11 protein-coding genes are annotated in these 22,731 nt (G+C 50.7%); 7 read left to right on the plus strand and 4 right to left on the minus strand.

Features of this window, described 5'->3' with window-relative positions:
- Window positions 1-289: 289 nt before the first annotated feature.
- The 4 genes from pgaA to pgaD are packed head-to-tail and all read left to right on the plus strand — an operon-like array spanning window position 290 to window position 6,452.
- Entirely contained in the window at window positions 290-2,698 is a 2,409-nt protein-coding gene (pgaA, locus tag HVY19_RS17095; RefSeq protein WP_181681669.1) for a poly-beta-1,6 N-acetyl-D-glucosamine export porin PgaA, read from the plus strand.
- A gap of 8 nt (window positions 2,699-2,706) precedes the next feature.
- Window positions 2,707-4,728 (plus strand): poly-beta-1,6-N-acetyl-D-glucosamine N-deacetylase PgaB, encoded by a 2,022-nt coding sequence (gene pgaB, locus HVY19_RS17100; RefSeq protein WP_181681670.1) that lies wholly within the window; start codon window positions 2,707-2,709, stop codon window positions 4,726-4,728.
- Window positions 4,721-6,049 (plus strand): poly-beta-1,6-N-acetyl-D-glucosamine synthase, encoded by a 1,329-nt coding sequence (gene pgaC, locus HVY19_RS17105; protein ID WP_181681671.1) that lies wholly within the window; start codon window positions 4,721-4,723, stop codon window positions 6,047-6,049. The genes pgaB and pgaC overlap by 8 nt, the downstream gene beginning before the upstream one ends.
- A 1-nt stretch (window position 6,050) precedes the next feature.
- Window positions 6,051-6,452, plus strand: coding sequence for a poly-beta-1,6-N-acetyl-D-glucosamine biosynthesis protein PgaD (gene pgaD, locus HVY19_RS17110; protein ID WP_181681672.1), 402 nt, complete (start codon window positions 6,051-6,053; stop codon window positions 6,450-6,452).
- Between the two features lie 57 nt (window positions 6,453-6,509).
- Here pgaD and HVY19_RS17115 read toward each other — a convergent pair whose 3' ends face one another.
- The gene (locus tag HVY19_RS17115; RefSeq protein WP_181681673.1) at window positions 6,510-7,862 is read right to left on the minus strand and encodes a GGDEF domain-containing protein; all 1,353 of its coding nucleotides are present in this window, start codon (window positions 7,860-7,862) and stop codon (window positions 6,510-6,512) included.
- A gap of 551 nt (window positions 7,863-8,413) precedes the next feature.
- Here HVY19_RS17115 and HVY19_RS17120 point away from each other — a divergent pair.
- Window positions 8,414-8,677, plus strand: a complete 264-nt coding sequence (locus HVY19_RS17120; RefSeq protein WP_181681674.1) for a hypothetical protein — start codon at window positions 8,414-8,416, stop codon at window positions 8,675-8,677.
- A 122-nt stretch (window positions 8,678-8,799) separates the two neighbouring features.
- Here HVY19_RS17120 and HVY19_RS17125 read toward each other — a convergent pair whose 3' ends face one another.
- Window positions 8,800-9,153 (minus strand): helix-turn-helix domain-containing protein, encoded by a 354-nt coding sequence (locus tag HVY19_RS17125; RefSeq protein ID WP_181681675.1) that lies wholly within the window; start codon window positions 9,151-9,153, stop codon window positions 8,800-8,802.
- 334 nt (window positions 9,154-9,487) lie between these two features.
- Here HVY19_RS17125 and HVY19_RS17130 point away from each other — a divergent pair, with 334 nt between their 5' ends.
- Together HVY19_RS17130 and oqxB are read left to right on the plus strand one after the other, a co-directional pair.
- Entirely contained in the window at window positions 9,488-10,663 is a 1,176-nt protein-coding gene (locus HVY19_RS17130; protein ID WP_181681676.1) for an efflux RND transporter periplasmic adaptor subunit, read from the plus strand.
- 23 nt (window positions 10,664-10,686) lie between these two features.
- On the plus strand, window positions 10,687-13,839 hold the full coding sequence (gene oqxB / locus HVY19_RS17135; RefSeq protein WP_181681677.1) for a multidrug efflux RND transporter permease subunit OqxB: 3,153 nt from the start codon (window positions 10,687-10,689) through the stop codon (window positions 13,837-13,839).
- A gap of 66 nt (window positions 13,840-13,905) precedes the next feature.
- On the opposite strand, the gene HVY19_RS17140 is transcribed toward oqxB, so the two are convergent.
- Both HVY19_RS17140 and HVY19_RS17145 read right to left on the minus strand, forming a co-directional pair.
- Entirely contained in the window at window positions 13,906-14,385 is a 480-nt protein-coding gene (locus tag HVY19_RS17140) for an Rrf2 family transcriptional regulator (RefSeq protein WP_181681678.1), read from the minus strand.
- Window positions 14,386-14,595: 210 nt separating this feature from the next.
- On the minus strand, window positions 14,596-22,530 hold the full coding sequence (locus HVY19_RS17145) for an autotransporter outer membrane beta-barrel domain-containing protein (RefSeq protein WP_181681679.1): 7,935 nt from the start codon (window positions 22,528-22,530) through the stop codon (window positions 14,596-14,598).
- Between the last annotated feature and the right edge of the window lie 201 nt (window positions 22,531-22,731).

Genomic DNA, 22,731 nt, shown 5'->3' on the forward strand with positions numbered 1-22,731 from the left:
AACCTATCAGTTAATTCTTTATAGAATCAACTTACTGAAACCAATCGCCCAGCCCATTCTCTTTTCGGTTGAATAATCGGTGATCCCAATCAACTTGTTGTGTCGTTTGTTATCTTAATTCAAGGGTTATTTGCGCTTCATAACTTATTGTCTTCACTGGCAAGTGTTGTGTCATTTCTAAATTTATCTCTTTTACTGAAAAAAGGAAAATGCTTTCAATAAGGTCATGATCTTTTTTGACTTTTTAACGAAATGCAAACGGAATAATATAATGGAATAAGGCTTTATAATGTTTCATTCAAAATGGAAAAAAAAGGCTCTGGCTACCTTTTTAACGTTGATAGTGCCAACCGCAGCACTGGGAAGTGAAGACTATCAACAACTTATTACACAGGCCAGAAAAGGGAACACGCAGCCAGCGCTGACATGGTTCTCACAACACCCAGATCTTGATGAAAATAAACTCGCCGACTGGCTGCAGATAGCGTCATGGAGCGGGCAGGATAAACAGGTTATTGAAATTTATAACCGATATCAGCATAAGAGCCTCCCCCTGCGTGGCTATGCGGCAGTCGCAAAGGCATACCGCAATACGCAGCAGTGGCAACATGCGCTAAATCTGTGGCATGCGCTCTACGAAAAAGATCCGGTGAATAAAGATTACCTTCGCGGGGAAATTCTGACGCTGGCTGATAGTGGAAAGTACGATGTCGCCCTGGAGAAAATTAAAGCGTTAAACCAACATGCACCCGACAATAAAAACATATTAATAGAGGCTTATATTTATAAAATCTCAGGTCGCTATGAAGATGAGTTATTGACCATCACCCGTGCGATGTCCTTTTCTTCGGCATTAGCCCCCCAGTCCGAGCAATATCTCAACGCGCTACAAAATAACTTTTTACCCGAAGCGGTTTTGAGTCGCACCGACGAGCATTCCGTCTCACCTACAGTCAGGGTTGATGCGGCAGCGAAGTTGGTCAGGTTGTCAGCAATGCCGACACGTACTGAGAAAGAACGCTACAACATTGCCGACCGTGCGCTGGCGTTATACGAAGGCATGTTCAAGGAATGGAAGGACAAACCTGAATATGCAGCATCGTATCAAAGAGCCCGGACAGACCGACTGGGGGCACTCGTATCACGGGAACGGAATAAAGAGGCCATCGCTGAATATCAGCGCATGACTGACGAGGGTCTGACCTTACCGGAATATGCGCGGTACTGGGTGGCGACGGCATATCTGAAAGATCACCAACCCAAACAGGCAGAAGCAATAATGTCTGCTCTGTTTTATCAGGAGGATGGAGAGATTAATACACTTTCGATGGAAGAAAAGGCAGACCTGTTTTATAGCCACATCGAAAGTGAACATTTTACGCCAGCCCAGGTGCTGACAGAGAAAATGGTGAGAACAACGCCTGCATATCGCAGTATGCAGGGCAGTCCCGCGCAACTGCCTAACGATGAATGGCTCCAGGGCTACCAGCTAATGTCATCATTAGTCCGTTACGGTAATGATTTACCGCAAGCAGAAAAAATTACGTACGATTTAGCCAGCAAAGCGCCGGGAAACCAGGGACTTCGCATTGATTATGCGAGCGTTTTACTGGCGAGGGGATTACCGCGAGCGGCAGAAGATGAGTTAAAAAAAGCGGAAGTCATTGAACCCGCGAATCTGACGCTGGAAATTGAACAAGCCTATACCGCGATGACGCTCCAGGAGTGGAATCAGGCGAAATTGCTCACCGAGGATGCGGTTAAACGCCATCCGGAAAATGAAGCCGTTAAACGACTTCAACGCGCTAATGATATCCATCAGTTATCGGAACTGAGAATTGGCGGTTCCGTGGGGTTAGATTCCGAGGGCCCTGACAGCGGAAAGCATGATACCAGCCTGTCGAGCGTGATTTATAGCCCGCCTTTAGCAACGAATTACCGGGCATTCGCGGGATACGGTTTTTCTCACAGTCGTTTTAGCGAAGGTAAAGGAAATGTTCGTGACTGGCTGGGAGGTGTGGAATGGCGCTCACGGGATAACTGGATGGAAGCAGAGTTGTCGGGACGCAATTTTAACCACAAAACTAAAACCGGTGCGCGCGTGTCCGGCTGGCATGATTTCAATGACCACTGGCGCATCGGATATGAGGGGGAAAGGTTATCCCGTCGTACTCCGTTACGGGCAATGAAAAATGATATTACCGCTAACAGCGGCCTGATCAATGTCAGGTGGTATCAAAACGAGCGCAGAGAGTACGGTTCATCGTTTTCCTACCTCGATTTTTCAGATGGAAACCATCGCTATGAATATTCGCTTGAAGGAAAGGAACGAATCTGGACCGCACCTTCGCTGTTAGTGGACGTTCAGCCAGCACTTTATTATGGCCGAAATACTAAGGCGGATACCCCTTATTTCAATCCCGAGGAATCATTCGATATTGTCGGGACAGTGCAGGCCAACCATCTCATATGGCGTAATTACGACAAGAGTTGGACCCAGGAAATTAGCGGGAGTGTTGGTAACGCCTGGCAAAAGAATTACGGCAACGGAATGATCTCCCAACTGTCCTACGGGCAGCGTATTTCATGGAATGACGTGGCCGATGTTGGCGCGACTCTGCGTTGGGAAAAGCGTCCTTATGATGGAGAAAGAGAACATAACGTAACAGTCGAATTTGATATGACATTTAAATTCTAAGGATAATTATGATCAGCAAAGGAATGGCATTTCTAGTCATGCTTGTCAGTACAGTCTTTTTGACGGGGTGCATAGCACATGACAGAGCAAATTTTACCGAGCCTGCCCAGCGGGAAAAATTACAGGCGGAGAAACCATGGCCAAATAACGGATTTGTGGTTATCGCCTACCATGATGTCGAAGACAAAGAAACCGACCAGCGCTTCATGTCGGTGAGAACATCCGCATTAAGGGAGCAATTTGCCTGGCTGCGTGAAAACGGATACCAGCCCGTAACCATTGCGCAGATCCGCGAAGCGCATCAGGGTGGAAAACGCCTGCCTGAAAAAGCGGTGTTGTTATCTTTTGATGATGGATACAGCAGCTTCTATACCCGGGTGTTCCCATTACTTAAGGCATATCAATGGCCCGCGTTATGGGCTCCGGTGGGAAGTTGGATCAATACGCCTGCCGATCAAAAGGTACAGTTTGGCGATGAAAAAATCGCGCGTGAGCGCTTTGCGAACTGGGAGCAAATTCGCGAGCTATCCCGTTCCCCTTTAGTTGAGATTGGCGCGCACACGTGGAATTCCCATTTCGGCATCTCATCAAACCCTGCCGGAAGTCGATTGCCCGCTTTTGCTAACCGTTATTATGATCAAGCAAAGCAGCGTTATGAGACAGAACAAGAATATCGCCAGCGTATCCGCAAAGATGCGGAAAAAGTCACGCGCGAAATAAAGAGACACAGCGGACAAGCGCCTACGGTGTGGGTATGGCCGTATGGCGCCGCCAATGGTATTGCCATTGATGAGTTAAAAAAACAGGGTTATGACATGTTTTTCACCCTGAATTCGGGTCTGGCATCTGCCACCGAACTGGATGCTATTCCACGGATACTTATCAATAATAATCCGTCGCTGGAGGAATTTGCGCTTCTGGTTACAGGCGTGCAAGAGCCAGAGACGCAGCGCGTCATGCATATCGACCTTGATTATGTTTACGATACCGACCCGCAGCAAATGGAAAGAAACCTCGACCTCTTAGTTCAACGGGTCAAGGATATGAATATTTCCACCGTTTATCTTCAGGCCTTTGCTGACAGTAAAGGTGATGGTCTTGTACGTGAAGTCTATTTCCAGAATCGGTGGTTGCCGGTTAAAGCAGACATTTTTGGACGTATCGCCTGGCAATTAAGAACGCGTGCCGATGTACAAGTCTATGCCTGGATGCCGGTGTTGAGCTGGGATCTGGCCCCCTCGCTGACGCGAGTACAAAAATTGGTTCTGAATAATGGCACGACTGGAATCGATGCTTCTCAGTATGTACGGCTTTCACCATACGACCCTATCGCTATGCTTCAAGTCATCGATTTATATGAAGATTTAGCAAGCCATGCTGATTTTGATGGCATTCTATTCCATGATGATGCCCTCCTGTCTGATTTAGAAGATGCCAGCCCAGCAGCCTTAAGGGCCTATGGCAATGCGGGGTTCAGCACCAATATTCAGTACATAAAAAATGATCCTCAGTTGTTTGAAAAATGGACCCGTTTTAAAAGCAAAACCCTGACCGATTTAACGCTGGTGTTGAGTGATAAAGTTAAAAAGGTCCGTGGACCACATATCAAAACAGCCAGAAATATCTATGCGCTACCTGTATTACAACCGGAGAGTGAAACGTGGTTTGCGCAGAATTTTGAGGACTTTCTTCAGAACTATGACTGGACCGCAGTCATGGCGATGCCTTACATGGAAGGTGTAAAGCCTAAAGCCGCAGATGAGAAGTGGTTGGTCAATTTAATTCAGCAGGTTAAAAAGGTCACAGGAGCCACAGATAAAACGATATTTGAATTGCAGTCAATGAACTGGAAAAAGGATGGGCAACATCTTTCAATCGACTCAGTAAAACTGGCTCAGTGGATGAGCTTATTACAACGCAATGGAGTAAAGCATTATGGATATTATCCAGATGATTTTGTGAAAAACAGTCCCGATATGAAAACCATTCGCCCTGAATTTTCTTTAGCCTGGTATCCCGAAAATGACTAATCGTTTAATATCGCTCCTAATATTATGCCTGGTGTTATGCGTTCCGCTGACTATTGCTTTATTATTCTCTCCGGAATCGACATTAAGGTTTGTTTTTTTCTGGCCCTTTTTTATGTCTATTCTCTGGTGCATAGGCGGTATTTATTACTGGCTTTGTCGGGAGCGCCGCTGGCGCTGGGGAGCTGAAGCGCCAGTCCCCAAACTCAAGGGGGATCCACTCGTCTCTATTTTGATCCCCTGTTTTAACGAAGAGAAAAATATCGATGAAACCATTGAAGCGGCAATGTCACAAAATTACCCCAACATCGAGGTCATTGCCATCAACGATGGTTCTTCCGATAACACCGCAGGATGCTTAGACAGACTTGCCGCTCGTTACCCTCGGTTGCGAGTGATCCACCTTGCAACCAACCAGGGAAAAGCGATTGCGCTGAAAACGGGTGCTGCGGCTGCTAACAGTGAATACCTGGTTTGTGTTGACGGCGATGCTCGTCTCGATCCGAATGCCGTTGCTTACATTGTCGCACCCATGGTGAATAATCCGCGCGTCGGTGCGGTGACCGGTAACCCGCGAATTCGTACACGCTCAACGCTGGTCGGCAAAATACAGGTGGGGGAGTTTTCCTCCATTATTGGGTTAATTAAACGTACACAACGCGTGTATGGCCAAATGTTTACTGTCTCCGGGGTCATTGCTGCTTTTCGCCGCAGTGCACTGGCTAATGTCGGGTACTGGAGTGAGGACATTATCACTGAGGATATTGATATTAGCTGGAAGCTTGAGCTTAACCACTGGTCAATTTTCTACGAGCCTCGCGCTCTATGCTGGATCTTAATGCCTGAGACATTAAAAGGTCTTTGGAAACAGCGGTTACGCTGGGCGCAAGGGGGGGCAGAAGTTTTCCTGAAAAATATGACCCGGCTCTGGCGTTGGAAAAATCGCAGAATGTGGCCGCTGTTCATCGAATATTGTCTGACTACCGCATGGGCGTTTACCTGCTTTGCCAGCTTCCTGGTGCTTATTATTGATAAGTGTCTACATGTACCAGTGGCAGTAAAACCCGCCGAAATCGCTACGGCAGAATTTGCGGGATTGCTGTTGTGCTGTTTATGTCTGATTCAGTTTGTTGTCAGCATACTCATTGAACGTCGGTATGAAAAAGGAATTACACCTACGTTGTTCTGGATCATCTGGTTCCCCATTGTCTTCTGGATCCTTGGTCTATGCACCACGCTGTATTCCTTTACGCAGACTATGCTTTTCCCCGAGACAAAACGAGCCCGCTGGAACAGTCCTGACAGAGGAATTGGGAGAATATAAGATGAAGGAACTCATCATTAAGACAAAAACAAGCAAGTTACAAAGCGTCATTGAATTTATTTTAACACTGCTGCTTTGGGGCGCTTTCTTTTATTGGCTTTTAAATTTTGTAATCAACCTGACCAGTGAACATATGTGGTTAAGTGAAGTTTCTTCAAGGCTGGCGCTTTACTTCTTAGCCGCTCTCGTTTGTTCAGCCGTACTCGTCGCCTGGGCAATATACAATAAGATTCGGTTCCGACATAACCGTCGTCGTTTTACTCGTGAGTTGAGCGCTGAAGAATTGGCAACAAGCCATTCAGTTTCAGAGAATGTTTATGCGCAGTTGCAAAACAGTCGGGCCATGCAGGTACACTTTAATAAAGAGGGTGAGATAAACAAAGTTGAAACCGTGGTAATCTAATCTGCTTCTGCTTGCATAGCCCGGGAATGGGTATGCAAGCAGAACATTCTTTCCCGTTCACGTTCTCATTGCATTAAGCGTTTTCACCACCACACAGTTCTTCCCTTTGTGCTTCGCATCATATAAGGCCTTATCAACCAGGTGATTAACCTGAGAAAGAGTCGAGTGCGTGTTTTCTATATTCAGCAACCCAATGCTTAATGTGATCGTTTTTGGAATATTATAGCCATTACCATTTTGCGTTCTGCTTTCGATAGTTCTGCGGATACGCTCAGCAAATTTTTCGGCATCTGTTGGCTTTATATCCGTCATGATAATGCCAAACTCTTCACCGCCGAGTCGAGCCACGATATCCTCAGAACGAACATTCTTTTTAATTAAATCGGCAACCGTCAGTATGACTCTGTCACCGACCGGATGGCCCCAGGTATCATTGATCATTTTGAAGTTATCGATATCGATCATCATCACACACATATTTTTTGTACTGTTTTCACCAATAAGCTTTTCCAGCTTTGAAAAATAATAGCGGCGATTATATATTTGCGTTAAGGGATCTTTTGTTGCCATATCCCGGCACTCGCTCAGTTTACTGAATACGTTATACATTAATGTAAATATGACAAAGAGCTTACTGATGACTTCAACCGTTCGCCCTATATACCAGATAGATAAGTTGTATACATCAAGAAGCAGTAAGAAGAAATTATAAACAATGGCTGAAAAACAGATAATGATAATGCTGTTCCATATGTTGGAGTCTAGTTTTGTTACCAGGACAATACAGACAGCAAGAACCGTCCAAAAGATGATAAGTGCATTAATATAACTGATGTCCCAGATCGCCTTGCCCCGGAGATCGGTATAGCCAGTAATCACTAAGTTGTATTCTGGATTATAACTGCTGAGATTATGCGCAATAATCGGGCAAGCAATAGATATTGCCAGGCAAGCTAACAAATATAGCGACGTATGCTTCTTTCTTGATGAGTTACGCTGATCCTGATTTTCAAACAGTAAAGCAATACCCAATAAGAGTAAAAAATTGAGTTGGCGGAAAAAGTAAAATATAGCGGTATCGTTCGTTTTAATCTCTAACGACAGATACTCTTCAATGGGTTTTTGAATAATAATTATAGTTTCTGCAAAGTAGATCAAACTACTTAAGAAAGCAAAACCAAGGATGCAGTTAGAAAAGTTATTTTTTTCAGAGATATAGTTCATTTGCATAAAGACAAATGCAATGGTATCCAAAAAGAATAACGATATAACCACAATGAGGTACGTTGAAAGAGGTACCACCGATCCATCGCCACCTTCACATAACAATGTATTTGCAAATACCAGGATACAGATAAGTAAGATTCCAGCAAAAGCAATATACTGAAAAGATAAACACTTTCTCTTCATTGAGACTCTTCCATGTAAAACGAGGGACAACATTCATCCTAATAATATCTTCTCGCTAATTATAATCAAAATCAAGAAATAGCAAATAGTTTCAAGTTAGTTATGTTTAAGAAAACAATAGTCAACTAACTTAATGCTTAACATTTTATTAATGAGATGTTTTCTACCCGTCAATATTATCATTGAAAAATCAGTAATAAAACACAATGATAAAAATCATGTTAAAGATAGTTCATATTTTTTTAAAAAAATATTCATTTCGAAAAAACCGAATCATCAGCACGATTAATGCGTATTTAAAAGATTAAGAAAAGTCTATAGTATGCTTTTATTTTATGGGAGAGACGTTAACCGTCATCTTTCTTTTAGGATATCTGGTGCTATGTACCAAAGCACTTTTACAATAAAGTAACTCTGAACACTCCTCAGCATTACCGTTGAGCAATGGATTGTAAGTAAAAAAAGTTGATCTTAGCATTTTATAAACCATGTTTTCTCAAACGTGGAGCACTGCTTATTTGTACGTAAAGTTGTATATAAGGGAATATGTAATGCATGTAAAATGGGCCGATTTTTTGGTATCTAAAACCCCTGTTAATTCAAATAACAGCGATACAGATTTATCCTTTGTCATTCATAAGGATAATGGCGCAAGCGTTGGTGAGGGAAGGATGGCCTCGCTTGCCGAAATTAAATTCCTGATGGCGCTAGGAAAAACATTTGTATTAATACATAAACAGCCTGACGGTCACTGGCGGAAAGATAAACGGCTCTCGAAGGATAATTTGAGTAAGCTCTTTGGTTCAGTAAGCTAACTCCCCCTCCCCGTCTTCTATCGGCAAACCCAGTCGTCATTTCTTTAAACCTGGGCTTGCCGATAACATATGCGCGTAGTGAGGGCATGGTTTCTCCGCGCATTTTTCCTTCAATCCCGCGATTACTGGTGCAAGCGTTGAGTTTCGGGGCAGCCGATACTGCGCCGCCACGCCCCCGGTGCCTGACCAAATTGACGCTTGAAGCTGCGATTAAACGACTGTTGAGAGTCAAATCCCAACCCGATCGCCACGTTCAATATGGGTTCGTCACTGTGCGTTAAGCGTTCAACCGATTTTTGCAGCTTTTGTGAACGAATATACTCGGCAAGTGGATAACCGGTGTGCTCTTTGAATATGCGCTGGAGGTGCCATTTCGAATAGCCGGCTCGCCTGGAAACGGTGTTAATGTCCAGACGGCTATCCAGATTGTTGTCGATCCAGTCGAGTAAGTCGTTAATAAATGCGCCAGTGTTCATCTCAGCTCCCCCAGGCAGCGTTTTAAAAAGCATTTTTATCTGTTGCATTTAAAGGTGGCCTGTTTTTGCACAAAATGCAAGTTTTATTGTTACACTTAAATCCCCATAAGAAACCCGTCTTTTACCTTTAAGTAAAACAGCACATAAAGTGTATCAATAATTCTTGCACTTAATTTTGCGCCTTTCTACAATTGCTAAGATAGTGTATTCGCAATTGTTACAATTTTGTGGCGATGACCGACACAAATGGCCTTAAGCCAGTCCGGACAAAGGAAGTGGCGCAGCGTCTCCCGCGGCGTCTTGCCCGGCGGCTACAATTACCGGATTAAAAATAATGAGCCTGCAAAAAACCTGGGGTAACGTTTATCTGAGCGCATCGGGAGCGATTTTGCTCTCCGTACTGCTCGTCGGGTGCGATGACAGTGTCGCGCAAAACGCCGCACCACAAGCGCCCGCCGTCAGCGCCGCTAACGTGGTCGTGAAATCTATAAGTCAGTGGGATAGCTTTAACGGCCGGATTGAAGCGGTGGAAAGCGTGCAGCTACGCCCTCGCGTCTCCGGCTACATTGAGAAAGTGAATTACACCGACGGCCAGGAAGTGAAAAAGGGCGATGTGTTATTCACTATTGATGACAGAACTTATCGCGCCGCGTTAGAACAGGCACAGGCGACGCTGGCGAGAGCCAAAACGCAGGCCAGCCTGGCACGAAGCGAGGCAAGCCGTACCGATAAATTAGTCAATACCAACGTGGTCTCCCGTGAGGAATGGGAACAGCGCCGCTCGGCCGCGACGCAGGCACAAGCCGACATTCGCGCGGCACAAGCGGCGGTGGATGCCGCACAGCTTAACCTGGACTTTACTAAAGTGACCGCGCCTATTGATGGTCGCGCCAGCCGCGCATTGATTACCAGCGGTAATCTGGTCACGGCCGGTGACAGCGCCAGCGTACTCACCACGCTGGTATCGCAAAAAACGGTTTACGTCTACTTTGACGTGGATGAGTCGACCTACCTTCACTACCAAAATCTCGCCCGCAACGGGCAGGGTGCCTCTAGTCAGCACCAGGCGCTTCCGGTTGAGATTGGCCTTGTTGGCGAGGATGGCTATCCTCATCAGGGCAAAGTCGATTTTCTTGATAATCAGCTCACACCGAGTACCGGCACGATCCGCATGCGCGCGCTGCTGGATAACACACAGCGTCAGTTCACGCCGGGACTCTTTGCTCGCGTACGCCTGCCGGGAAGCGCTGAATTCCAGGCGACACTTATCGACGACAAAGCGGTGCTGACCGATCAGGATCGTAAATATGTTTATATCGTTGATAACGAGGGTAAAGCGCAGCGCCGCGATATTACACCGGGCCGTCTGGCTGAAGGTTTACGTATCGTGCAGCAGGGGCTGAAGCCTGGCGATAAAGTCATCGTCGATGGTTTACAAAAGGTGTTTATGCCGGGCATGCCGGTTAACGCGAAAACCATTGCCATGACCACCCGCACTGCCTCCAACTGATCCCTTACCTGAGAATCCGACCCATGGACTTTTCCCGTTTTTTTATCGACAGGCCAATTTTCGCCGCAGTGCTGTCGATTCTGATTTTTATCACCGGATTAATCGCCATCCCGCTATTGCCGGTCAGCGAATATCCTGACGTTGTACCGCCAAGCGTGCAGGTTCGCGCGGAGTATCCCGGTGCTAACCCAAAAGTGATTGCAGAGACGGTGGCAACGCCGCTGGAAGAAGCGATCAACGGCGTTGAAAACATGATGTACATGAAATCCGTCGCAGGCTCCGACGGCGTACTGGTGACCACCGTGACTTTCCGTCCGGGTACAGATCCCGACCAGGCGCAGGTCCAGGTGCAAAACCGGGTATCGCAGGCCGAAGCGCGTCTGCCGGAAGATGTGCGACGTTTGGGTATCACGACTCAGAAACAATCACCGACGCTCACGCTGGTGGTGCATCTGTTTTCACCCAACGGTAAGTACGATTCCCTGTACATGCGTAACTACGCCACGCTGAAGGTGAAGGACGAGCTGGCGCGCCTGCCAGGCGTCGGCCAGATTCAGATTTTTGGCTCGGGCGAATACGCGATGCGCATCTGGCTGGATCCCAATAAAGTGGCTGCTCGCGGATTAACGGCCTCGGATGTCGTCACGGCGATGCAGGAGCAAAACGTCCAGGTTTCCGCCGGGCAGCTTGGTGCCGAGCCGCTGCCAAAAGAGAGTGATTTCCTGATCTCTATTAACGCCCAGGGGCGTCTGCATACGGAAGAAGAGTTTGGCAATATCATTCTGAAAACGGCGCAAGACGGTTCGGTAGTGCGCCTGCGCGACGTGGCACGTATCGAAATGGGCTCTGGCAGCTATGCGTTGCGTTCACAACTGAATAATAAAGATGCGGTCGGGATTGGTATCTTCCAGTCCCCAGGGGCCAACGCCATTGATTTATCGAACGCAGTACGCGCCAAAATGGACGAGTTGTCTGCGCGCTTCCCGGAAGATATGCAATGGGCATCACCTTACGACCCTACGGTTTTTGTTCGCGACTCCATTCGCGCGGTCGTGCAGACCCTTCTGGAAGCGGTCGTGCTGGTGGTACTGGTGGTCATTCTGTTCCTGCAGACCTGGCGCGCATCGATTATTCCGCTGATCGCGGTGCCGGTATCGGTCGTGGGGACCTTCGGCATTCTTTATCTGCTTGGTTTCTCGCTTAATACGCTGAGTTTGTTCGGACTGGTGTTGGCTATCGGTATCGTGGTGGATGACGCCATCGTGGTGGTGGAAAACGTCGAGCGCAATATTGAAGAGGGGCTTTCTCCTCTTCAGGCGGCGCACCAGGCGATGAGTGAAGTTTCCGGGCCGATTATCGCGATTGCCCTGGTGCTGTGCGCGGTATTCGTCCCGATGGCGTTCCTCTCTGGCGTCACCGGTCAGTTCTATAAACAGTTTGCGGTGACGATCGCGATATCAACGGTGATTTCCGCCATCAACTCGCTGACGCTCTCTCCGGCGCTGGCTGCCCTGCTGTTAAAACCGCACGGCGCACCGAAAGATGTCCCTACCCGGATTATTGATCGTCTGTTCGGCTGGATCTTCCGTCCGTTTAACCGTTTTTTCCACCGAAGCTCAACCGGTTATCAGGGGCTGGTGGGTAAAACGCTCGGACGACGCGGCGCGGTATTTGCGGTTTATCTGCTGCTGCTCTGTGCCGCTGGCGTCATGTTTAAAGCGGTACCCGGCGGGTTTATTCCTACTCAGGATAAGCTGTATTTGATTGGCGGCGTAAAAATGCCGGAAGGCTCTTCGCTGGCGCGCACCGATGCGGTGATCCGCCAAATGAGCGAGATCGGCATGAATACCGAAGGTGTGGATTATGCAGTGGCCTTTCCTGGGTTGAACGCGCTGCAATTTACCAACACGCCGAATACCGGGACGGTCTTCTTTGGCCTGAAACCGTTCGATCAGCGTAAACAAACTGCTGCGGAGATTAACGCTGAGATCAACGCGAAAATCGCGCAGATCCAGCAGGGCTTCGGTTTCTCCATCCTGCCGCCGCCGATTTTAGGGCTGGGCCAGGGGTCAGGCTATTCGCTGTACATTCAGGATCGCGCCGGTCTTGGTTATGGCGCACTGCAAAACGCGGTGAATACGATGTCCGGCGCGATTATGCAGACGCCGGGGATGCATTTCCCCATCTCAACTTACCAGGCGAACGTACCGCAACTGGATGTGCAGGTTGATCGTGATAAGGCGAAGGCGCAGGGCGTGTCGCTGACTGAACTTTTCGGAACGCTGCAAACCTATCTGGGATCGTCATATGTCAATGACTTTAATGAGTTCGGGCGCACCTGGCGCGTGATGGCGCAGGCCGACGGACCATACCGCGACAGCGTGGAAGATATTGCTAATTTGCGCACCCGTAATAATCAGGGCGAAATGGTGCCGATCGGCAGTATGGTGGATATCAGCACTACGTACGGGCCGGATCCGGTGATCCGTTACAATGGCTATCCGGCTGCGGATCTGATTGGCGACGCCGACCCGCGCGTTCTATCTTCCGCGCAGGCGATGACGCAGCTGGGCGGGATGTCTCAGCAGATCCTGCCGAATGGAATGAACATTGAATGGACAGACCTGAGCTTTCAACAGGCCACACAGGGTAATACCGCGCTGATCGTCTTCCCGGTCGCGGTACTGCTTGCTTTCCTGGTGCTGGCGGCGCTGTACGAAAGCTGGACGCTGCCGTTGGCGGTGATCCTTATCGTCCCGATGACAATGCTGTCCGCGCTGTTTGGCGTCTGGCTGACCGGTGGCGATAACAATGTGTTCGTGCAGGTGGGACTGGTCGTTCTTATGGGTCTGGCCTGTAAAAACGCAATTCTGATCGTTGAGTTTGCCCGGGAGCTGGAAATCCAGGGTAAAGGGATCATGGAGGCGGCGCTGGAAGCCTGTCGCCTGCGTTTACGCCCGATTGTGATGACCTCCATCGCCTTTATTGCCGGGACGATCCCGTTGATCCTCGGCCACGGCGCGGGAGCAGAAGTGCGGGGTGTCACCGGGATTACCGTGTTCTCCGGAATGCTGGGCGTGACGCTGTTTGGTCTGTTCCTGACACCGGTGTTTTACGTGACGCTGCGTAAGCTCGTGACGCGCAGTAAAGTAGAAAGAGACGTTTTGCCTGCGTAAACCATCGTCGATAATAAAAAACCGCCCTCACGATGAAGGCGGTTTTTTTTTGTAATGCGGGAATAATTAAGACGTTTTTTTATACGGGGTATCGATTTCAGGTACCGGATCGCACCCGCTGGTATCGGCTTTCTTGACCTCTTCCAGCGCGCTTGCCACGGTGTGGCGAGCTAATACGTCTAGCGAAGCCTGTTCCGCTTCATCAGCAATAGATTTGAAGTACCAGCAGGCGTTGGCGCTGACCACGCAGCGAGCCGGTACGTCTGGGCGCGACGCCCACAGCTTTTTATCTTCTATTACGGAAAGATAGATATCGCGCAGGGTGATCTTATCCGCCGGGCGGCCAAGATGAATAGAGCCGTTGCGGCCAAGCGTTGAAACGATAATCCCGTCACGCGTGAGCGGAACCATTAATTTGCGGATAAAGCTCGGATTCGCTTCCAGACCGTAGGCCAGAATGGCGCTCGTCGAACGTTCACCCATCTGCTCCGCCATCGCTACGCTGAGAACCATCTGCAAAGCTGTCGGGAAGCGGTAATCAAGCATTTTAATGTCCTGGGTTGCGGTCAATCTTGTTCTTTTTGGCACCGCAGAGGAGGTAAATAATCAATAAGTAACAATATAACAAATACGGTAATTTTTTTGAAGCAATCAACCCGAAACCTGACGGGTAATTTTTCAAAAATGTCGTTATGATCGACCGGTAGCAGGAACCGGCTTACCCGGCTCCTGCTTGCCTTCAGTCAACTGCCGGGTTTACCAGCTGTATTTAACCCCCAGCATTCCCTGGGTATCGCTGTAGCCTTTATCGCCCAACTGAACTCCCACGTTGCCCCACACGCTCAGACGATCGTTCAGTTTGCCTTCCACGCCAGTGCGAACTTCGCCCAGATTACGCGCACCGTCACGGCTGACTTTTGTCCCGTCCATTTTCACGCCCCATGTTTCGGTGTTGTGGATCCAGTTCACCTCCACGAACGGCTGGAAGGTACGCTGTTTACCGTCATCCATTTTATGGTGACTGTTCAGGTACGTTCTCACCCCGAGGCGAGTCTGGATGTTACCGTCGCCTTCTGTTTCGATGCGGGTACCGTCCTTACGATGATGGGCATCATCCTTCACGCCCATCCAGGTGACCTGCGCCTGAGGCTGAACATACCAGGTGTTCAGCGTCCCCTGGCTACCGTAGAACTCCCCGGCTTTCAGGGTATAACCGGCTTCGAGGGAGGCGGTCAGACCTTTCGATTTGTAGCTGTCGCTGTCACGGTTGTCTGATTCCACGCTGCTGTCGAACCAGTTGTAGAGCATCCAGCTGTCCATATACATGCCGGTTTTCTTCGCATCGTTCTGGTACCAGGTGCCGTACAGACCGGCACTGTAGCCACTGACGCGTCCGTCAGAACCGTACCCGACACGGTCGCTTCGGGTATTACTGTGCTCGTTCGCATAACCGCCCATTACGCCCAGATGCCAGCGGTCCAGTCCATCGGAACTCCACTGCGCGATATCGCCACCCAGTCGCAGCACGTAGCGGTTGCTTTGGGTTTTCAACTGACCGTCACCTGCACTCGAACGCTCGTGACCGCCGACGTGGCGCATCCACATACTGCTGACGTTATCGTTACCGTTGTACAGCGCATCGGTGTACTGCGGTTCACCGAGACGGTCGTGCAGGCGGTGGTTAAACAGCGTGTTGGCTGCCGCAATATTGCTGATATAGCTGCCGGCTTCCGGACGCAGTGCGGCCGGCGCGGTCGGGTCCACTTCCGGTGAGGTCGGTCCTGACGGATCAACATCTACCGGATTCGGATCGTCCTGCGGCGGTACGCTGTTCTTCCACTTACTGGTCAGGTACCAGTTTTTCACGCCATTACCGGTGCCTTTCGCCAGGGCATAGACGTAGGCCCCTGCTTCCACAGTGCCGGTGGTCAGAGTGAATTTGCCACCCGAGTTGCCGTTAACCTCAATCACCTCGATACCGTTCACGGTTTGCGCACCGGTACCGCCAGTATTGGTTACGCTGACACGGGTCGTCCCCGTCGTGTTGCCCTGTACCGTCAGTTTGTCCGTCGGTGAGTTGTCATCGCCAAGTTCGGTATTGAATGCCAGCAGGCCGTTGTTCCCGGCATAGTTGCCGTTCACATTCAGAGTGTTGCCCGGCTGGCCGTCACCACGGGTCAGCAGCACTGAGCCGCTGTTGGTCAGGCTGCCGCCCACCGTGAAGTCGGTCATCTGCATGGTACCGCCCTGTTTGACATCCACATCTCCGGCTGTGCTGCCGTAACCGGTGAAGATAGCCCCGTTGCGCACGTTCACCAGACTGCCTGCCATATCTACGCCAGTATCTGCGTCACTGCCCAGCGCCAGCGTACCGGCGGTGATATCCGTGGTGCCGGTGAAGGCCGCTGAATCCTGCGTCAGGGTCAGGGTACCGGCACCCGCTTTAGTCAGGCCGCCGCTGCCACTGACGCTGTTGCTGAGCGTCCAGTCGCCGGCGGTATTCACGGTCAGCAGGTCGTTATCATTGACCGCTGCGGTGCCGAGATTGTTCTGCTCGCTGACCGTCAGGTTGCTGCCGCTGTCGATGTTGAACATCCCGCTGAAACCGCTGTTGTCGCCGGTGATCTGCGCACTCGTGTTGTCAGTGGCATCCACGTCGCCAGTACCGCTGATGTTGTTAGCCAGCATGCCGAGAACACTGTCCAGCGTCAGGGTACCTTCATCGTTGATATCACCAGAGCCTGCGCCCTGCGCGTTGTTAATCACCGCTTCTGCACCATTGCTGATGGTAGTGGTGGCGCTCAGGCTACCATTGGCACCGTCGATGGTCAGCACGCCACCCTCAACGTTCAGCTTACCGCTGCCGGTCAGGCTGCCATTGCTGTAACCGCCGCTGGTCAGATTCAGCATCCCGCCGTTAACGTCAAGAATGGAGTCGACATCACCCGCCAGTTGACCGACCGTCTGCTCAGTGCCATTGAGATCCGCCTTCGCGGTGCTGTAGATATGCAGCTCACTGGTGTTACCCAGCGCGCCGTCCACGTCGGTACGCAAGGTCCCGCTCGTCACCGTGGTGTTACCGGTGTAGTCGTTGCCGCTGTTGGACAGCGACAGTACGTCGTTGCCGGAAGTACTGGTGGCGAGGTTACCGCTACCGGTGATACGAGCGGACTGATCCGCTGCTGCGCCAGTGGCACCCGTCGTGCCTTCAAGCGTCAGGGTCTGGTTCGCCAGCAGCTCCAGTTCCTTCAGGCCGTAGTTCACGTACAGGCCGTCCTGGCTGCCGGTCGCCCCAGCGGTGGTCAGGCGATAGTCGTATGTACCTTTCGCTACCGTGCTGCCGCCCTGAGCAATATCGACCCGTGTGGCAGAGGTAATAACGTTGCCGCTCTGGTCTTTCAGCGTCAGGTTCCCCCCGCTGCCGTTGACCTGCGCGGCACTGACTAGCCCCAGACCAATGTTGGCATCGTCCTGGGTCATCAAAGACGCCGTTGTAGATGTTTCATAACTTGGAACATACGGAGCCGGAACGTTGATCTGTACCGTACCCGTGCCGGACGCATCCAGTTTCCCGACCATCACATGGCTGGTTGCCACTTTCTGTGCCGGAGCGGTGGCATTAAATTCCACTTCGCCACTGGCAAAGGTAAGCCCACCGATAACCTGTTCACCGTCAGCCACTGTGGTAATGCTACCGCTGTTCGCTTTCAGAGTCGCTTTAGTCAGCGCTGAGGTATTCGTACCGCCCAGGGCAAACAGCGCGTTGTTCATGTCCACGGTACCGGCAAAGGCACTGCCGGCCGTGGAGGCAAAACCGAACGATTTGCCGCCATTATCCACGTCGACGGTACCTGTTCCGGTCAGTTTGTTGGTGAAAGTGCGGTCAGCCGCACTGTTCACCGCCAGTACTGAGCGGGTATCGATATCAAATGCAGCCCCGCCGGTCGGTTTACCGCCGAGCGAGTAGCCGTTATCGAGGCTGAACAGGGAACCATTACGCAGGTTTACCTGGTTGTAGTTGTTGATCTGTGCGCCGGTGCCATTCATATGGAAGCCCGCCGTCACACCGTCAAACACCGCGGTGGCGGTGCCGCTACCACCGTTCAGGGCGTTAAACGTGTTACCGTTACCCAGGATGGTCACAGTATCTGTACCTGCGGAACCGCTTACGGTGTTCACCTCCGCGCTGTTTTTCAGCAGTACAGCATTCCTGCCGCTGCCGTTGAGTGCAATATTCCCACCCACCAGACCGCTATCTACGGTAACGGCGTTGTTGCCGCTGCTTGTGGTGATATTGTTGCTGACGGTGCCGGTGTTATTCACCGTGGCATTTGCCCCGTTCATCACCACGTCACCGTTAATGAGACCGGCGTTGTTCATCGTGGCATTCGCCGCGCTCATCGCCAGCGTCGGCGTACCGGAGGCGGAAGCCGTGATCACCCCGGTATTGGCGTTGGTGAAGGTGGTGGCATTAGCCGTATCGACCGTCGGTGCCACGGAACTGGACGAGGACAGGATGCCCCGGTTAGTCGCCGCCGTGACGCCACTGCCGAGTTTCAGCGCAGAACCACCCGCCGCGTGAGTCACATTGACGCTTGCCGCCGTGTCCACGGTACCGTAGGTGTTGGCCAGAATCCCTGTACCACCCGCGCCGGTGACGTTAATGGTCAAGCCGGACGAGCCGGAGATATCAAGATTACCGGTGGTCGCACTGCCATCAGCTTTCTGAAACGCAATCCCGGTTCCTGAACCGCTGACGTTAATGGTACCGCTGTTGGTTTTATCGATAGTAACCGATGTCCGCACCCCGGCACCGTTCGCCACATCAATGGTGGTACCGGTCAGCTGCAGGTCTGTCAGGTTAGCGGCGTTTTCAATACCGTTCCCTGTGGCTCCCGCTGCGTTAACGATAATGTGTGCATTAGTGACGTCGAGTCCGGTTGCGCCAGTGCTGACCAGCACGCCATCAGCCGTTCCCCGCGCCTCAATGGTACCGACTCCGCTGCCGACAAGGTTCAACGCTCCTGCAGCAAGTTCGATAGCTGCATTACCGTCAGTCGCCAGCACGGTCCCACTGTTGCTGACAGTTGAAGCCTGGTTCTGGTCGCCCTTGCCGACGTACAGGGCGGTACCGTTAGCGGTGATGTTGCCGCTATTATCCTCTTCACCGCCCAGCACTTTCACTGCCGTTGAGCCAGTACCGGTGAGGACGATATCGCCGCTGTTATCAAGCGTGCCGCTGTTCTGCGCAGTAAAGGCAGTCGCACCATTTATTGATGAACTGATGGTCGCAGCGTTATTGAGTTGGGCACCGCTGTTGGTGGCAATCAGTGAACCGTCAGAACCGTAGGTGTTACCGTCTACGGTACCCGCTTTTGCACCGGTGCCGGTCAGATCCAGAGTGGCACCGCTTTCGATAGTGACCGTTGACTTGCCGGAGGCGATCACGCCCGTGGCACCCGTACCGCTGATGTCCAGGGTACTGCCGCTGCCGATCGTGGCACTGGTTCCGAGACCTGTGGTATGGAGCGCCGTCGCCCCTTTACCGCTGGCCGCGACCTGGATGTCGCCGCTCATTGTCGCCCCGTCTTCCAGACGGAACAGCGTTGAACGTTCACCGGCCGCATCCAGTACCGTACCCGTTGGCACATTCGTATTAATGGTCGAGCCCGCGCCGGAGATAGCGAACAGGATCTGGTCGGTCGCGGTGGAGGAGAAGTCCGGCGTGGCGGTCCCCGAGAGATTGACCGTCGCCCCGTCAGAAGCACGCACACCGATAGCGCCGTCCCCGTTCAGGGTCACGGTGCCGCCGGTCATATTTACCGTCGTTTTTGCGCCGCTGGCGATAATACCGGTAGTACGATTGGCAACATTGCCGCCGTTCAGCACAATATTACCCGAGTTGTTGACCACGGTGGTGTTGGTGCCGGTCGCATCCTGCGCCACGATACCCGTCCCACCCGCACCAACAGTGATGCTGCCGGTGTTATTCCCGCGGGCACCGGCTTCAATCAGCAGGCCAGTGGTATCTTCTCCGGTGAAGGCAATGTTACCTGCGTTACTGATTTCCGCACCGTTACGGGCAATAAACCCGGTCACCGCATCCAGCGCGGAGTTCAGCGCGGCTTCAGTGACCAGGATAGTCCCTGTACCGAAACCCGTCGCCCCCGCACTCAGCGCCGCATTCGCCAGCACACCCGCAATTACGCTGCCGGATGCATTACCGTTGATATCATACCCCTGACCGTCAACAATCCCTGCTACCGCACCGGTGGCCGTCATGTTGATTTTAGCGTTAGAGGTAATTTTGCCCTGCGCCCCACCCTGAATCATCACGCCGGTGGAGTCTTCTCCGGAGAGATTAAGGGTCATACCGCCGGAGTTAAAGGCAGAAATATTGCCGCTGGTGGCGTCTTTGCCGTTAGCCACCACCGTAGTCGCGCCCTGACCGGAGGCGGTCAGAATCGAGGCTGCACCCGCACCACCGGCGAAGTCTGCCCCGCCGTCCACGCGGAACAGGACAGAGCCATCGGTGCTGACATCCTGAGAGCCGGTACCGTTATTAGTGATGGAGGCGGTCGGGCCATAAACGTAATAGCCGATCTGGTTGGTGCCGTTCTCAAAGTTCACTTCACCGGTACCCGAAATGGCCACGCTGCCGCCATTACGGGCATGAACACCTATTGCACCATCACCGCTCATATTGATCTGGCCGGAGATATCAACCAGTGAACCAGCCCCTTCGGACCAGACACCGTAGTTACGCAGTCCGGTTGACAGTTCTGCGCCACCGTTAATATTAATGTCGCCGGATAATGACGCTTTCCCGCCGGAAACCGCTTTGATCCCGGTGTTGTTCACGCCATTAAGATTGATTGTGCCCGAACTGGTTACCGTTCCAGCGGTATTACTGCGGGTGTAAATACCAATGCTTTCAGAGGGAACGAAAGCGCCATCATCCCCATTGCTGTTGACGTTGATGACGCCACTGTTTATCAAAGACGTTGTGCCATTAATGGCATGCAGGCCATAAACTCCATTCGCCAGAGAGCTGAGGGTGATTGTTCCCTGGTTGTCGGCACTACCACCGCTTTCAGTAAGAATTGCGGCACTTCCCGTGTTCAGATAGGCTTCACTATTCCCATCCAGGGAATACCCTAAATTAATCTTACCCGTAGATTTGTTAACAAAACTCGCGCCGCTAAGAACCCTGGCAACATTCACGCTGCCGGTCTGGAATTTATCAACAGTATTGCTCCAGTAACCGGTGTACATGGTTCCTGCGTTTTCACCACTGCCAACTTGATTGATCTGCACCCCTTCAACATAGCCATTCTGATTTTTATTGGTATAGTTGTAACGTGGTGAAATGGAGTAAGTTCCTGACGCGCTATTGATAAAACGACTACCGTTACCAAAAAGAACGATAGGATTATTTTGATAGGCACTATCTGGAATGTTACCACCAAGACTTAACACGCCATTATTGATAAAGGAAGAGCCACTATAGACCTGGGCAATCCTGTTGGTGGTCATTGCCGTTCCGTTATTAATAAACGTGGCTTTGTTATCCAGTTGGACAAGTTTAAATGCCGCGCTACTGCTAGCTCTCAAATCAATTGATCCGCCCGGGGCAATGGTGATTGTGGCGTTCTGTCCATTTGCGCGAAGAAAAGCAACATCACGATCGCCATAAGCTGAGACATCAAACCCATCCGGAATGTGGGAGACGAGATAAGTCTGGGAGGCCGTGGAATAAGCTTTATCCAATTCAGCCTGGTAGCTGGCGTATGCCAGGTCGCCGGAAGACAACTTACTGACGATCCAGTTGTTCCAGGCTTTAAAATCGGCAAGGGAATTGACGGTATGTGAGGAACCATCAAATGCGGTGAAAGTCCCCGAATAATTGTTTGTCTTAATGGTCCTGTAAGTGCTTGAACTCAGAGAGTCTAAATCACTCGGAATAACAGTCTGAATCAGCTGTTGGGAAGTCCAGTTCGCTGTGGCGTTATTCGCACTGGTACCATCAACGTAAACCAGAGCGCTTTCTCTTAACTCACCAATGCTATATTGATTTTTATTAAGTGATATATTTGCCACACCATTAGTAACGGTTGCCAGTCGGCTATCTATATAAGGTTCAGCATCCGGCAAAACGAATGGTTCAGCAGGGTTGAAAGTGTAGGCATCCAGCTCCGTAAATGCCGCTGAATTATACACCATGATTGTTTTGTTGCTCGCGGTGATGGGATCATACACCGTCACCGCAGTCGTCATACCTGGAAATATAAGGGTATTCCCGGCGGCAGGTAACGACGTTATGACATTACCGTTTTGCGATACGGTATAGCCAGCATTTATGACATGCTGAAGATGAGTCAAATATTTATACGTTAATTCCCCGCCTTGCCACGTGTCCAGCCCTGTAACTAGCCACGTATTTCCGTCAGTAATTTCTGCGGCCCCATTTTGACCATTATTCGTATCCGGGCTCCAGATTGCATCAAGCTGGCATTTCAGGGTTGAAAGTTCACAGGTGGTGGCGAATGCTGTGGTGGATAAGGCAGCTATCAGTCCTACTGACTGTAAAGATTTACTGACTGCTCTTTTAATTCTGGCCCGTCCGAGTTCAGAGGTAACAACCCACTGCATCAGCGTACTGTTCCAGATAACACGATATATTTTATTCATAATAAACATCCTTATACATGCAGCATTCGTCCATTAAACTGATTTTATTGTTACCTTCACCTACAGAACGACTGCACTAAAGTACTCACCGTGTAGAGCTCTCTAAATATCAGTTCCATAATCAGGGTTTAGCTAAACAGCCCCAATTAGCCAAATCATAGAAATGCCAATGTAATCTGCTGTATTTTAAAGATAAATTAA

The organism is Citrobacter sp. RHB25-C09 (genome assembly GCF_013836145.1).
Lineage (GTDB): Bacteria > Pseudomonadota > Gammaproteobacteria > Enterobacterales > Enterobacteriaceae > Citrobacter_A.

What these genes read in the sequence shown, in the direction of transcription:
- pgaA (WP_181681669.1), top strand. Translation starts at nt 290, where the DNA reads ATGTTTCATTCAAAATGGAAAAAAAAGGCTCTGGCTACCTTTTTAACG.
- HVY19_RS17130 (WP_181681676.1), top strand. Translation starts at nt 9,488, where the DNA reads ATGAGCCTGCAAAAAACCTGGGGTAACGTTTATCTGAGCGCATCGGGA.
- pgaD (WP_181681672.1), top strand. Translation starts at nt 6,051, where the DNA reads ATGAAGGAACTCATCATTAAGACAAAAACAAGCAAGTTACAAAGCGTC.
- oqxB (WP_181681677.1), top strand. Translation starts at nt 10,687, where the DNA reads ATGGACTTTTCCCGTTTTTTTATCGACAGGCCAATTTTCGCCGCAGTG.
- HVY19_RS17145 (WP_181681679.1), bottom strand. Translation starts at nt 22,530, where the DNA reads ATGAATAAAATATATCGTGTTATCTGGAACAGTACGCTGATGCAGTGG.
- HVY19_RS17115 (WP_181681673.1), bottom strand. Translation starts at nt 7,862, where the DNA reads ATGAAGAGAAAGTGTTTATCTTTTCAGTATATTGCTTTTGCTGGAATC.
- HVY19_RS17125 (WP_181681675.1), bottom strand. Translation starts at nt 9,153, where the DNA reads ATGAACACTGGCGCATTTATTAACGACTTACTCGACTGGATCGACAAC.
- pgaB (WP_181681670.1), top strand. Translation starts at nt 2,707, where the DNA reads ATGATCAGCAAAGGAATGGCATTTCTAGTCATGCTTGTCAGTACAGTC.
- pgaC (WP_181681671.1), top strand. Translation starts at nt 4,721, where the DNA reads ATGACTAATCGTTTAATATCGCTCCTAATATTATGCCTGGTGTTATGC.
- HVY19_RS17120 (WP_181681674.1), top strand. Translation starts at nt 8,414, where the DNA reads ATGCATGTAAAATGGGCCGATTTTTTGGTATCTAAAACCCCTGTTAAT.
- HVY19_RS17140 (WP_181681678.1), bottom strand. Translation starts at nt 14,385, where the DNA reads ATGCTTGATTACCGCTTCCCGACAGCTTTGCAGATGGTTCTCAGCGTA.